Source organism: Oerskovia sp. NPDC060287, from assembly GCF_042726775.1.
GTDB lineage: Bacteria > Actinomycetota > Actinomycetes > Actinomycetales > Cellulomonadaceae > Oerskovia > Oerskovia merdavium.
The window spans coordinates 1-12,865 of sequence record NZ_JBHXBO010000117.1; the positions used below are offsets into that span (position 1 = coordinate 1).

At 71.0% G+C, this 12,865-nt stretch carries 12 protein-coding genes; 8 read left to right on the forward strand and 4 right to left on the reverse strand.

Annotation, left to right across the window (positions count from 1 at the left end):
- Positions 1-239 precede the first annotated feature (239 nt).
- The 8 genes from ACFWFR_RS11620 (at position 240) to ACFWFR_RS11655 (ending at position 8,424) form a co-directional block, all read left to right on the forward strand.
- Positions 240-1,220 carry an ABC transporter substrate-binding protein gene (locus tag ACFWFR_RS11620; protein WP_377623069.1) on the forward strand — a complete coding sequence of 327 codons (981 nt, stop codon included), beginning with the start codon at positions 240-242 and terminating at the stop codon, positions 1,218-1,220.
- Positions 1,221-1,281: 61 nt separating this feature from the next.
- A complete protein-coding gene (locus tag ACFWFR_RS11625; RefSeq protein ID WP_377623070.1) occupies positions 1,282-2,382 on the forward strand; it encodes an ABC transporter permease in 1,101 nt (366 codons plus the stop codon).
- Positions 2,369-3,442, forward strand: coding sequence for an iron chelate uptake ABC transporter family permease subunit (locus ACFWFR_RS11630; RefSeq protein WP_377623071.1), 1,074 nt, complete (start codon positions 2,369-2,371; stop codon positions 3,440-3,442). The genes ACFWFR_RS11625 and ACFWFR_RS11630 overlap by 14 nt, the downstream gene beginning before the upstream one ends.
- A complete protein-coding gene (locus tag ACFWFR_RS11635) occupies positions 3,439-4,197 on the forward strand; it encodes an ABC transporter ATP-binding protein (protein ID WP_377623072.1) in 759 nt (252 codons plus the stop codon). The genes ACFWFR_RS11630 and ACFWFR_RS11635 overlap by 4 nt, the downstream gene beginning before the upstream one ends.
- Positions 4,198-4,206: 9 nt before the next feature.
- Complete coding sequence (locus tag ACFWFR_RS11640) at positions 4,207-5,166, forward strand: AraC family transcriptional regulator (RefSeq protein ID WP_377623073.1); 960 nt, start codon at positions 4,207-4,209, stop codon at positions 5,164-5,166.
- A gap of 147 nt (positions 5,167-5,313) precedes the next feature.
- Positions 5,314-6,351 carry a hypothetical protein gene (locus tag ACFWFR_RS11645; protein WP_225220319.1) on the forward strand — a complete coding sequence of 346 codons (1,038 nt, stop codon included), beginning with the start codon at positions 5,314-5,316 and terminating at the stop codon, positions 6,349-6,351.
- Positions 6,352-6,518: 167 nt separating this feature from the next.
- Positions 6,519-7,136 (forward strand): peroxidase, encoded by a 618-nt coding sequence (locus ACFWFR_RS11650; RefSeq protein ID WP_377623074.1) that lies wholly within the window; start codon positions 6,519-6,521, stop codon positions 7,134-7,136.
- Between the two features lie 67 nt (positions 7,137-7,203).
- Complete coding sequence (locus ACFWFR_RS11655; RefSeq protein WP_377623075.1) at positions 7,204-8,424, forward strand: glycoside hydrolase family 3 N-terminal domain-containing protein; 1,221 nt, start codon at positions 7,204-7,206, stop codon at positions 8,422-8,424.
- Between the two features lie 193 nt (positions 8,425-8,617).
- Here the strand turns inward: ACFWFR_RS11655 and ACFWFR_RS11660 are convergent, their stop codons facing one another.
- Genes ACFWFR_RS11660 through ACFWFR_RS11675 form a run of 4 tightly spaced genes read right to left on the reverse strand, consistent with a single transcriptional unit; the run spans position 8,618 to position 12,825 of the window.
- Positions 8,618-9,337, reverse strand: a complete 720-nt coding sequence (locus tag ACFWFR_RS11660; protein WP_056653240.1) for an ABC transporter ATP-binding protein — start codon at positions 9,335-9,337, stop codon at positions 8,618-8,620.
- Complete coding sequence (locus ACFWFR_RS11665) at positions 9,324-10,346, reverse strand: ABC transporter ATP-binding protein (RefSeq protein ID WP_225220318.1); 1,023 nt, start codon at positions 10,344-10,346, stop codon at positions 9,324-9,326. Before ACFWFR_RS11665 ends, ACFWFR_RS11660 begins: the two co-directional genes overlap by 14 nt.
- Positions 10,343-11,794: a branched-chain amino acid ABC transporter permease gene (locus ACFWFR_RS11670; protein WP_377623076.1), complete on the reverse strand. Its 1,452-nt coding sequence runs from the start codon at positions 11,792-11,794 to the stop codon at positions 10,343-10,345. Before ACFWFR_RS11670 ends, ACFWFR_RS11665 begins: the two co-directional genes overlap by 4 nt.
- Positions 11,791-12,825, reverse strand: coding sequence for a branched-chain amino acid ABC transporter permease (locus ACFWFR_RS11675; RefSeq protein ID WP_191803791.1), 1,035 nt, complete (start codon positions 12,823-12,825; stop codon positions 11,791-11,793). The genes ACFWFR_RS11670 and ACFWFR_RS11675 overlap by 4 nt, the downstream gene beginning before the upstream one ends.
- Between the last annotated feature and the right edge of the window lie 40 nt (positions 12,826-12,865).

Below are 12,865 nucleotides of genomic sequence, written 5' to 3' on the forward strand. Positions count from 1 at the left end.
GGGGGGGGGGCGGGGGGGGGGGGGGGGGGGGGGGGGGGGGGGGGGCCGCGGGGGGCCCGGGCCCCCCCCCGCGCCCCCCCCCCCGCCCCCCCACGACCCACCCTCTGAGACGGATGTGCCTCTTTTCTCGTAACTCAGGTTAGGCTAACCTGACATTCGGCGCGGCGGAAGTGATCTTCCGACGCGCCGTCGACCGTGCGCACCCGTGACGGCCGACCGACACCCTCAGGAGAATCGCTGTGAAGCTCACGACCAGCCCCCGCAGGTGGACCGCCCTCACGGGCGCAGGCATCGCCGCAGCGCTCGCGCTCACCGGCTGCTCGTCCACCCCCGAGGCCGAGGAGGCGCCCGCCGCCTCCACGATCACGGTCGCGACCAACAACGGCGACGTCGAGGTCCCCGTCGAGCCCGTGCGCGTCGCGGCCCTCGACAGCACCGCGTTCGAGACCCTCCTGGCCTTCGGCATCGAGCCCGTCGTCGCCCCCAAGCCGCTGCTGCCCTCGACGGGCTTCGAGGCCTGGGCCGACGACGCCGAGATCCTGGACGCCGGCAGCCACCGCGAGCCCGACCTCGAGGCCGTGAGCGAGGCCGCTCCGGACCTCATCATCGGCGGGTACCGCTTCGCGGACTACACCGAGGACCTGAGCAAGATCGCGACGACGATCGACATCGCGCCCGGCGACGAGCCCGAGGGCGGCTACGTCGAGGGCCTCAAGGCCCAGACCTTGACGCTCGGCAAGATCTTCGACAAGGAGGAGGAGGCCGAGAAGCTGGTCGCCGACCTCGAGAAGTCCGCTGCCGCGGCTGCTGAGAGCACCAACGGCGAGTCCGTGTTCCTCGCCTCGACCTCGGTCGGCCGGGTCGACAACGCGGCCGGGCGACTCAGCCGCATCCTCGAGCCCCTCGACCTGACCGACGTGTTCGCCGTCGAGTCGGGCGAGCTCGACGAGACCGCGCACCACACGGACCAGGGCCTGGCCCCGGAGACGGTCGCCCAGGCGAACCCCGACTGGGTCATCGTGTTCGACCGCGACGCGGCGACCTCGGACGAGGAGTTCACGCCCGCTCAGGAGATCTTCGCGTCGCAGGCCGCCTGGGCCCAGACCACGTTCGCGACGAACGACCAGGTCATCTACCTCGAGCCGAACTTCTACATCACCGAGGGCATCCACGCGTACACCAAGGTGTTCGACCAGATCTCCACGGCCTTCTCGGCCTGATCGAACGACTCCCCGCCCGGGGCGGCCGCGACCTGTCGCGGTCGCCCCGGCGGCACGTCCCATGAACCTCATCCCCAGCACCCCCGCCGAGTCCGACCGACCGTCGGCCACCCCGGCACGCCCTCTCGGCAGGCCGGAAGGCGCGACGCACGAGGCGCCGCGCTCCGCCGTCGGGTCACGCCCTGACGTCCGCGGGAGCGCGCCCCGCCGCCTGGCCCTGCCTGCGCTCGTCCTCGTCGTGGCCGTCCTGCTCGTCGCCTCGCTCATGGTCGGCGGGTACGACATCACGTTCGCCAACCTGTTCACGGCCGACGCCTGGAACATGTTCCTCATCTCGCGCGTCCCGCGGACGCTCGCGCTCGTCTTCGCTGGCGTCGCGATGAGCGTCTCGGGCGTCATCATGCAGGTCCTCACGCAGAACCGGTTCGTCGAGCCCACGACGATCGGCACGAGCCAGTGGGCCGGACTCGGCATCCTCGTGATGCTCGTCGCCGTTCCGGGCGCCTCGATGATGCTGCGCATGGGCGTCGCGACGCTCTTCGCGTTCGTGGGCACGCTCGCGTTCATGGCGATCGTGCGGCGGGTCTCGCTCCAGTCGTCGATCGTGGTCCCGCTGATCGGCATCATGCTGGGCGCGGTCGTGAGCGCCGTGACGGTCTACCTGGCGGCGACGTTCGACCTGCTCCAGGCCATGGACACGTGGCGCTCGGGCGGGTTCAGCAGCATCGTGCGCGGCGCGTACGAGCCGTTGTGGATCGTGGCGGGCACGACGGTCGCGACGTTCTTCCTGGCCGACCGGCTCACGGTCGCGGGCCTGGGGCGCGACCTCGCGACCAACGTGGGCCTGCGCTACGAGCGCGTCGTCCTCCTCGGGACGCTCGTGGTCGCGGTCGCGACGGGCGTCACGAGCGTCGTCGTCGGCTTCCTGCCGTTCCTGGGCCTGATCGTCCCGAACATGGTCTCGATGGTCCGTGGCGACGACGTGCGCAGGAACCTCCCGTGGGTCGCGCTCGTGTCGGTCGCCCTCATCCTGGTCTGCGACCTGATCGGTCGCGTCGTCATCGCCCCTCTGGAGCTCCCGGTCTCGGTGGTGCTCGGCACCGTGGGCGCCGTGGGCTTCATCGTCCTCGTCCTCAGGCAGCGTCGTCATGTCACGTACTAGCCCTCCGCCGGCCGCCCCCGCGCCCACCACGACGACCACCGCGAGCGCCGTCCCGGGCACGCCGGGCGAGGCGGCGTCGTCAGGACGTGTGTCCCGTGCCCGACGACGGACGCTCACCCCGGGTGCGCGCCTCGCCCTGGTCTCGGCAGTGGTCGTGGTCGCGAGCGCGTGCTTCCTGCTGCTGTTCATCCGTGGCGGGTTCGAGTTCGTGATCGAGCGCCGGGCCACGATGCTCGGCGCGATGGTGATCGCCGCGTTCACGCAGGGCGTCGCGACGGTCCTGTTCCACACGGTCACGAACAACCGCATCCTGACGCCGTCGATCATGGGCTTCGACTCGCTCTACACGCTCATGCAGACCCTCATGGTCGTCGTGTTCGGCGGCGAGGTCCTGGCCCGGACCGAGGGCCTGCCCAAGGTCGTCGCCCAGACGCTGCTCATGGTCGCGTTCGCGACGCTGCTCTACCGGTGGTTGTTCTCGGGGCGCTTCGGCAACCTGTATGTGCTGCTGCTCGTGGGCGTGGTCTTCGGCATGGCGTTCAGCAGCGTCTCGACGTTCCTCCAGCGCCTCCTGTCCCCGACCGACTACGACCTGCTCTCGACGCGCCTCTTCGGCCGGATGAGCAACGTCGACGCGGACTACCTGCCGTTCGCCGCGCTCGTGTGCGTGGCCGTCGGGGTCGTGGTGTGGCGTCGGCGGTACCGCCTCGACGCGCTCACGCTGGGCCGCGACACCGCGACGAACCTGGGGATCGACCACAAGCGCGAGCTGACGATCATGCTCATGCTCGTGGCGCTGCTCATCTCGATGTCCACGGCGCTCGTGGGGCCCATGACGTTCTTCGGCTTCGTCGTGGCGACGCTCGCCTACCGGCTCACGGGCAGCCACAAGCACCAGTTCGTGCTGCCCATGGCGTTCCTGCTGGGGCTCGCGACGCTCGTGGTCGGCCAGTTCGTCCTGCAGCACGTCTTCTACGCCGCGGGCCTGCTGACCGTCATCATCGAGTTCGTCGGCGGCATCGTCTTCCTGTTCCTCCTCCTGCGAAGGGGCGCTCTGTGATCGAGTTCGCCAACGTCACCAAGGACTACCTCGACCAGCGCGTCCTGGGTCCTGTCTCCGGCACCATCGCCGAGGGCGGCATCACGTCGCTCGTGGGCCCGAACGGCGCGGGCAAGTCGACGCTCCTGACGATCATCGGGCGGCTGCTCCAGCCGTCGTCGGGAGAGATCTCGGTCGGCGGGCTCGACGTGCACGCCACGAAGTCGGACGTCCTCGCGAAGAAGCTGTCGATCCTGCGCCAGGAGAACCACTTCACGGCGCGCCTCACGGTCCGCGACCTGGTCGGGTTCGGGCGCTTCCCGTACTCGAAGGGGCGGTTGTGCCCCGAGGACCACGTCAGGATCGACGAGGCCATCGCGTTCCTCAACCTGGAGGACCTCCAGGGCCGGTTCCTCGACGAGCTGTCGGGCGGGCAGAAGCAGCGCGCGTACGTCGCGATGGTCCTCGCGCAGGACACGGACTACGTCCTGCTCGACGAGCCGCTCAACAACCTCGACATGAAGCACTCGGTGCTCATGATGCGCCAGCTCCGCCGGGCCGCGGACGAGCTCGGCAAGACGATCGTGCTCATCATCCACGACATCAACTTCGCGGCCGCGTACTCGGACCGCATCGTGGCGCTGCGCGACGGGCAGATCGCCGCGGCCGGGACGGTCGACGAGATCATGCAGGACGACGTCCTGACCCGGATCTTCGACACCCCCTGCTCGGTGCACCGGATCGGCGGGCACCTCACCGCGTACTACCACCGGTAGCGACGACGCGTGGACCGTCCTGTGCCCGTCGAGAACTGGCTCCCGTGGGGCAGCCCCTCGCAGGAGGCGCTCGTCGTGCTGCCCGAGGACCCCTCGGGGGACCTGGACTTCGTCCTGGCCGGGGGGCCGTCGCGGACGCACCAGCCCGTGGTGTGGCTCGAGCACGCGCACCGCACGCACGAGGTGCTCGTCGCGCTGTCGGGGCTCCTGACGGTCAGGGCCGGCGACGACGTCTGGGCGCTGCCGCCGCAGCACGGCCTGTGGATCCCCGCGGGACTCCCGCACGCCGTCCGCGCCGGGTCGGACAGCCGGTTCCTCACGGTCTACCTCGCCCCCGACCGCTCGCGCGACCTGGGCCCCGATCCCGTCACGGTCGCGGTCACCCCGCTGCTCACCGAGCTCGTGCTGTACCTGACCTCGCAGGACATGCCCGACGAGGCGCGCCATCACGCCGAGCAGGTCGTGATCCACCTGCTCGAGCCCGTGACGCCGTCGACCCGCATCACGGTCCCGACCGTCGAACCCGTCGCCCGGATCGTCCACGAGCTGCTCGACGACCCGGGGGACGAGCGGACGCTCGCGCAGTGGGCGCGGCACGTGGGGCTGAGCCCCAGCACGCTGGGCCGGGTCTTCCGCAGCGCCTCGGGCCAGCCGTTCGGCCGGTGGCGGCTGCACCTGCGCATGAACGTCGCGATGGCCCGGCTCTCCGAGGGAGCCCGTGTGAGCGACGTGGCCGACGCCGTCGGGTACACCTCGACCAGCGCGTTCGTGGCGGTCTTCCGCCGCGAGACGGGCCTGACCCCCGGGGCCTTCCGGGACGCTGCACGGTCGCCGCACGACACCTCGCGAGAGGACGGCGACGGCGGGTCCCCGGGCAGGATGGGTGACACGACCCGGCTCGCGCCGACGCCGCGAGCGCCTGACCTGGGAGTTGACCGGATCGCGACATCGCACGACCAGATCGCGTGATTGTGCGCCGCGATCGCAGTACCTAGAGTGACGACACATAGGTAAGCCTTACCAAACCTCCTCGCAGCGGGCGTCCCGTCCCCGAGGAGTTCCGCCCCGTGGGTCACCCCGTGCTGAACCCGCGTGCTCCCCCGAAAGCGAAGTCCCGTGACCGTCACAGCTCCCCCGACCTCCTCCCCCCGACCCGCTCTGCGGCGCCGTCGCACGACGGGCACCTGGGCCGCCGCCGTGGGCGCCGCGCTGCTCCTGACCGCGTGCTCGACGGGATCCGACGCGGGCAGCAGCTCCCCCACCGCCGACGCGGCGGGCGAGACCGCAGCGTGGTCGTACACCGACGCCCGCGGTAAGACCGTGAGCCTCGACGAGGTCCCCGACCGCATCATCGCCACGGCCGACACCGCCCCCGTGCTCCTCGAGTACGGGATCCGTCCGGTGGGGATCATCGGCTTCTCCCGCCTGTCCGAGGAGGACCTCGCGGCGTTCGACCTCGAGGGGATCGAGCACATCTCCGAGACCGACACCGACATCAGCCTCGAGAAGGTCCTCGCGGCCGACGCCGACCTGGTCCTGGACATCTGGAGCTCCTACAACGGGGGGAACTTCGGCAGCATCTGGGGCGACGACATCGAGCGCGTCGAGGGCGTCGTGCCGATGGTCGGGGTCAACATCACCGACGGCGCGGCCACGACCCTGGCCGACTTCCAGGAGGTCGCCCTCAGCCTCGGCGGCTCCGAGACCTCGCCCGTCTACGCCAAGGAGAGCGCCGAGCTCGCCGAGCTGAGCGAGAAGGTCCAGGCCGTCGCGGCCACCAAGACCGACGTCGCGGTCGCCTACGCGATCCCGCTCGAGACGAGCGTCGACTACGCGGTCCCGACGTGGACGCCGCTCGGCAGCACGCTCGTCGACCTGGGCGTGACGTTCGCCGAGCTCGACAGCGAGGACGGGTTCTGGGCCTCGGCGAGCTGGGAGGAGCCCGGCACCTACCCGGCCGACCTGATCCTCGTGCCCTCGACGTGGGCCGACGCTCCCCAGCTCGAGACACCGACCTTCACCGCTCTGCCCGCGGTCGCCTCAGGTCAGCTCGCGCAGGTCGAGCTGCGCACGGGCTACTCCCTGACGGGGATCACGTCGCAGCTCGAGGCCTTCCTCGCGGCCTACGAGCCCGCGGCGCACGTCACCGGCTGACCGGACCGTCCGAGGTGGGGCGCCGCTCGCCACGGGATCGGTGGGCCGCGACCCGCCAGGGCGCGGCCCCCCTCTTCCCGCTCCGACCGCACCGTGCGAGCCTGGAGGGGCGACCCGGGACCGTGCTCCGACCGTGAGCACGCGGCCGCCCGGGAGGGAGGTCCGCCATGAGCTGGATCCGAGAGGCCGCCGAGGACGAGCCCGGCGGCGCCGTCGCGGCCGCGTTCGAGAAGGACCGGGCGACGCGCGGCTACGTCGCCAACCTGACGAGGCTGCTGGCCAACCGGCCCGCGGTCCTCGACGCGTGGATCGGGCTCAACGGCGCGATCAAGGCGTCCATGTCCTCCCGGCGCTACGAGCTCGCGACGCTCGCCGCGGCCCTGCGGCTCCGCTCGACGTACTGCGCGCTCGCCCACGGATCGATCCTCGCCGAGCACCACGTCGGCGCCGAGGCGGTCCGCGAGGCCGCCGAGGGGCACGACACCGTCCAGCTCTCACCCATCGACCGCGCGGTCATGGACCTCGCGGACAAGGTCGCGGCAGGCGCCGCCGACATGACCGAGTCCGACCTCACCGAGCTGCGGGACCTGGGCCTCGACGACGGGGAGATCCTCGACGTGATCCTGGCCGCTTCGGCACGCTGCTTCTTCAGCTCGGTGCTCGACTCGACCGGGACACAGGCCGACGCCGTGTTCCAGGACCTCGACCCCGCCCTGCGCGACGCCCTGACCGTGGGCCGGCCGATCGCAGCCCCGGACCCCGTGGGCCGGCACCTCGCGACGTGACGCGCGGAACACCCGCGGGCGTCACGGCGTGCCCGGGGGTTCCCGGGAACCGGCCTATGGTCGAAGCATGAGGTCGTCCCGTCGAGGCGCCACGAGCGCCGCCCTTCTCGTCACCGCCCTCCTGCTCGCTGCCTGCTCCCCCGGCGGCGCGACGAACGCCCCGACGAGCGCTCCGCCGTCGGGCAGCGGTGCCCCTCCCACCCCGACCGCGACGCCCGCCCCCAGCGAGACCACCGAGCCCCCCGACGCGTCCGCCGACCCGCTCGCCGGGTGGAGCCTCGAGCAGAAGGTCGGCCAGCTCCTGATGGTCGGGGTCAACGTCGGGAAGGTCGACCAGGCGAGCTACGACGCGATCAGCACGCACCACGTGGGCAACCTGTTCCTCGCGGGCCGCACGCAGGCCGGGGCCGGGCCGGTCAAGAACCTCGTCGACTCGTTCACGGCCCTCGTCTCGGACGAGACCACGCACGGGACGCCCCTGTTCGTCTCGACCGACCAGGAGGGCGGCAAGGTCCAGGTCCTGCGCGGCCCGGGCTTCTCCGACATCCCGAGCGCCATGGACCAGTCCACGCTCGCGCCCGCCGACCTGCAGGCACAGGCGACCACGTGGGGCGCGGAGCTCGCCGCCGCAGGGGTCGACCTCAACCTCGCGCCCGTCATGGACGTCGTCACGAGTCCCGAGACCGCGCGGTCCAACGCCCCGATCGGGTACTTCGGCAGGAACTACGGGTTCGGGGTGGACACCGTGTCCTCGCACGCGAACGCGTTCAGCGCGGGCATGGAGGCGAACGGCGTCGACGTCGCGATCAAGCACTTCCCCGGCCTCGGACGCGTGGCCGGCAACACCGACGACGACGCGGGCGTGACCGACACGGTGACCACGCGCGACGACCCGTCGGTCCAGGCCTTCCGGTCGGGGATCGACGCCGGGGCCGCGTTCGTCATGATGTCGACCGCGATCTACGACCAGATCGAACCGAGCGCGCCCGCAGCGTTCTCGCCCGTCGTCGTCGACGGGCTGCTGCGGGGCGACCTGGGGTTCCAGGGCGTCGTCATCACCGACGACGTGTCCAAGGCCGAGCAGGTCCAGGCCTGGTCGCCGGGCGACCGGGCCGTCCTGACCGTCGCCGCAGGCGGCGACATGGTCCTCGCGTCGGCCGACCCGGGCGTGATCCCCGAGATGGCGACCGCGCTCGTCCAGCGCGCGCAGAGCGACCCGGGCTTCGCCGCCAAGGTCGACGCCGCGGTGCTGCGGGTCCTCGCCGCCAAGGAGAGGCTCGGGGCGTAGGCGTAGGCGCGACCGGCCCCCTCCGCGGCCGCCGGCGGGCGGCCGGCGCTCACCGCACCGACCACCCGCCGTCTGCCGTCCGTAATCCGTCGTCCACAGGCCGTCCACAGCGTGTTCCACACGTTGTCCCCACGGCTGTCCACAAAGTTATCCACAGACCTGGGGACAGTGTGCACAGGGTCGAGCCCCGTGCTCACGCGACGCCGAGGTACGCCTCCTTGATGCTCGGGTCCGCGAGGAGCTCCCGCCCGCCCCCGGAACGCACGACCTCACCCGTCTCGAGCACGTACGCACGGTGCGAGCGCGAGAGCGCCTGCCGCGCGTTCTGCTCGACGAGCAGCACCGTGGTGCCCTGCGCGTTGATCTCCGAGACGATCCGGAAGATCTGCTGGATGACCATGGGCGCCAGCCCCATCGACGGCTCGTCGAGCAGCATGAGCCGCGGCCGGGCCATGAGCGCGCGCCCGATCGCGAGCATCTGCTGCTCGCCCCCCGACATGGTCCCGCCCACCTGCGACGTGCGGTCCTCGAGGCGCGGGAACAGCTCGAAGACCCGCGCGAGCGTCTCGTCGTGCACGGCCTTGTTCTCGAACGTGCGCCCGTAGGCCCCCATCTCGAGGTTCTCCAGGACCGTCATGCCGGGGAAGATCCCGCGCCCCTCGGGGGCCTGCACGATCCCCTCGAGCACCCGCAGGTGCGGTTTCATCCGGGTGATGTCCTTGCCGTCGAACACGATCTTCCCGCGCGACAGCGGCCGGATCCCCGAGACCGCGCGCATGGTCGTGGTCTTCCCGGCGCCGTTGGCCCCGATGAGGGTCACGAGCTCGCCCTCCTCGACCGTGATCGACACGCCGCGCACGGCCTCGATCCGCCCGTAGGCGACCGTCATGTCCGTGATCTCAAGCAGGGGCATCTGCGTCTCCCTCAGCCAGCTCCTCGTCAGGGACGCCCAGGTAGGCGGCGATGACCTTGGGGTCGGACGTGACGTCCTCGGGCGAACCGTCGGCGATGACCTTGCCGAACTCGAGCACCACGATCCGGTCGGTCACGCCCCGCACGAGCCGCATGTCGTGCTCGATGAGCAGGACCGTGTACCCGTCGTCGCGGATGTGACGGATGAGGTCCATGAGGGCCTCCTTCTCCGCCGGGTTGAAGCCTGCCGCGGGCTCGTCGAGGCACAGCAGCTTGGGTTCGGTCGCCAGCGCGCGGGCGATCTCCAGGCGTCGCTGCTCGCCGTAGGACAGGTTGCGCGCCTTCTCCGTGGCGCGCGCCCCGACCCCGACGAACTCGAGGATCGCCATCGACCGGTCGATCGCGTCGCGCTCCTCCTGCCGGTGCCGTCGGGTGCGCAGCAGCGCCCCCGGCACCGAGGTCCGGTGCCGGGCGTCGGTCCCCACGACCACGTTCTCCAGGGCCGTCATCTCGTTGAAGAGCCGGATGTTCTGGAAGGTCCGGGCGATGCCCAGGCGCGTGATCTGGTTGCGCTTGGCCTTGCCCAGGACCTGCCCGTCGAACCGGACCTGGCCCCTGGTGGGCCGGTAGACGCCCGTCATGGCGTTGAACGCCGTGGTCTTCCCGGCGCCGTTGGGCCCGATCAGCCCCAGGATCTCCCCGCGCCGGATGTCGAACGTGACGCTGTCCAGGGCCGTGAGGCCGCCGAACACGACCGACACGTCCTCCATCTTGAGCAGCGGCTCGCCCACCTCGGCCAGGACCTCGCGGTCGGCCGCGACGATCTCGTCGACCAGCGCGGCGTCGGCGAGCTCGGGGCGCACCTCGGTCACGTCGACCAGCACGGGCTCGTCGAGCCCCGCGCCGGGCAGGTACTTCTCGGCCATGGGCTCGCCCGCGTCGGCGGACAGCGACAGGTGCGCGTCGCCGACGTCGCCGCCGGCCCCCATGCCTCCGGGTTCGTTGCTCATCGGTTCCCCCCGTCGGTCGTGTCGTTCCCGGTGGCACCGTTCTCGCCGGGCCCGTCGGGCCCGTGCCCCGTGGGGGTGGGCCCGCTGCTGCTGCCGGGCGTACCCACCGTGCCCACCGTGCCCGACGCCGGAGCGGACGTCGCGTACGCGGCCTGCGGTCCGCCGTCGGGCATCTTGGCGAGCGTGCGGCGCGCCGCGACGTACAGCTCTCGCCCGTACGTGAGCAGCTTCTGCCGGACGGGTATGAGCCCCTGCGGCCTGAAGATCATGAGCACCATGAGCGCGACCCCGAAGAACAGGTACTTGTAGTTCGCGATCGCGTTGCCGTCGATCGGGATCCCGAACAGCGACGTGCGCCCCAGGAAGAAGTTCGGGAGGTACACGATGATGAACGCCCCGAGGATCACGCCCAGCTTGTTGCCCTGGCCACCGAGCACCACGGCGCACAGGAACAGCACCGAGTTGATGATGTTGAAGTTCGTCGGGATGACGAACTGGACCTGCCCCGCGTAGATCGCGCCCGAGACGCCACCGATCGACGCCCCGATCACGAACGCCCACAGCTTGAACTTGAACGTGGGGACGCCCATGATCTCGGCCGCGTCCTCGTCCTCGCGGATCGCGACCCAGGCACGGCCCACGCGCGAGCGCTCGAGGTTCCCCACGAGCAGCAGCGAGATGATGATGAAGACGAGCGACAGCCAGAACCACCACACGCCCGAGTTGAGCGTGCTCCCCACGTTGCCCGCCGAGAACACGCCGTTGGGCAGCTCCTCGGTCACGCCGAGCCGCGGGTAGGCGACCGACTTGAGGCCCTGACCACCGCCCGTGATCTCGTCGAGGTTGTCCGCGAGCAGACGCACGATCTCACCGAAGCCGAGCGTCACGATCGCGAGGTAGTCGCCGCGCAGGCGCAGCGTGGGCGACCCCAGGACCAGGCCCGACATGGCCGTGATCGCGACCGCCACGGGCAGGACCGCGAGCCACGCCCAGTCGTCGGACAGCCAGCCCTCGGGCTGGGTCACGTTCCACGGGCTGTCGGGGCTCGTGAGGATCGCGAGCGTGTAGGCCCCGATCGCGTAGAAGCCGACGTAGCCGAGGTCGAGCAGGCCCGCCTGGCCGACCACGACGTTGAGGCCGATCGCGATGAGCGCGTACATCCCGAACTGGGCCATGACGGCCCCGAAGTTGGTGCCGACCGTGGTCAGGACCGGGATGTTGAGGATCGGCAGGAGCGCGATGAACAGGACGAACGGGGCCCCGAAGGCCCACTGCGCCGGGCGCGCGAGCGCGTCCCACCACAGGCGCAGCCGGTCGCCCGCTCCTCCGTGGGGGCGCTGCCCGACGGGCGTCTGCCCCGCGGGCGGGAGCTCGGGGCGGGGTCGTGCCGGTGCTGCCGGTCCGGAGACCGGTGCGCCGTCGTTCTCTGCAGGAGTGCTGGTGCTCATGCTCGCGCCCTCCCCAAGGACTCGCCGAGGATGCCGGTCGGACGGAACATCAGGACCACGATCAGCAGGACGAACGCGACGACGTCACGCCACTCGGTCCCGAACACGACCTGGCCGTAGTTCTCCATGACGCCCAGCAGCAGACCGCCGAGCAGCGCGCCGCGCAGGTTGCCGATCCCGCCGAGGACCGCCGCGGAGAACGCCTTGATGCCCAGGATGAAGCCGCCCGAGTAGATGATCCCGTTGGGGACACGCAGCGTGTAGAGCAGGGCCGCGGCCCCGGCCAGGATGCCGCCGATCAGGAACGTCAGCATGATGATGCGCTCGCGCGAGACGCCCATGAGCGTCGCCGTCACCGGGTCCTGCGCGACCGCGCGGATGCCGCGGCCGAACTTGGTCCGGTTGATGAACATGTCGGTCGCGAGCGCCAGGATCAGCGCCGAGAAGATGATGATGAGCGTGACGTTGGTGACGTTCGCACCGAAGATCTGGAACTGGACCTCGGGCTCGACCAGCCGGATGGGCTGCTCGGCGTTCACGCCGCCCAGCTCGCCACCCGTCAGGGCCGGGAGCACGAAGTGCACGAACTCCTGGATCACGAACGAGGCGCCGATCGCGGTGATGAGGAACACCAGCGACGGTGCCCCGCGTTTGCGCAGCGGTCTGTAGGCCACGCGTTCGAGCCCGACGGCGGCCCCTCCCGCGACCACCATGCCGCCGATCATCGCGATCCCCAGGTAGAGGACGGTCAGCAGGATGCCCTTGTCGAACGCGTCACCGCTCGGGTAGAACCCGAGCGCGAGGAGCGTGGCGTACTGCCCGAACATGCCGAGCATGAAGATCTCGGAGTGGGCGAAGTTGATGAGACGCAGCACGCCGTAGACGAGCGTGTAGCCCACCGCGACGAGCGCGTAGACCGCGCCGTAGGTCAGGCCGTCGACGGTGAGGGCCCAGAAGTTGCGGCCCAGTGCCGCGAGGTCGAATCCGATGAGTGGGTCTGCGGCGAGGACGTCGTGGACGAGCATCGACATGCTGCTCCTTCGAGCCGGTGGGAGGGCGGTCGGCCGGCCA

Excerpts from the sequence above, each read along its gene's own strand:
- ACFWFR_RS11625 (WP_377623070.1), top strand. The coding sequence starts at position 1,282 with ATGAACCTCATCCCCAGCACCCCCGCCGAGTCCGACCGACCGTCGGCC.
- ACFWFR_RS11630 (WP_377623071.1), top strand. The coding sequence starts at position 2,369 with ATGTCACGTACTAGCCCTCCGCCGGCCGCCCCCGCGCCCACCACGACG.
- ACFWFR_RS11650 (WP_377623074.1), top strand. The coding sequence starts at position 6,519 with ATGAGCTGGATCCGAGAGGCCGCCGAGGACGAGCCCGGCGGCGCCGTC.
- ACFWFR_RS11655 (WP_377623075.1), top strand. The coding sequence starts at position 7,204 with ATGAGGTCGTCCCGTCGAGGCGCCACGAGCGCCGCCCTTCTCGTCACC.
- ACFWFR_RS11660 (WP_056653240.1), bottom strand. The coding sequence starts at position 9,337 with ATGCCCCTGCTTGAGATCACGGACATGACGGTCGCCTACGGGCGGATC.
- ACFWFR_RS11665 (WP_225220318.1), bottom strand. The coding sequence starts at position 10,346 with ATGAGCAACGAACCCGGAGGCATGGGGGCCGGCGGCGACGTCGGCGAC.
- ACFWFR_RS11670 (WP_377623076.1), bottom strand. The coding sequence starts at position 11,794 with ATGAGCACCAGCACTCCTGCAGAGAACGACGGCGCACCGGTCTCCGGA.
- ACFWFR_RS11675 (WP_191803791.1), bottom strand. The coding sequence starts at position 12,825 with ATGTCGATGCTCGTCCACGACGTCCTCGCCGCAGACCCACTCATCGGA.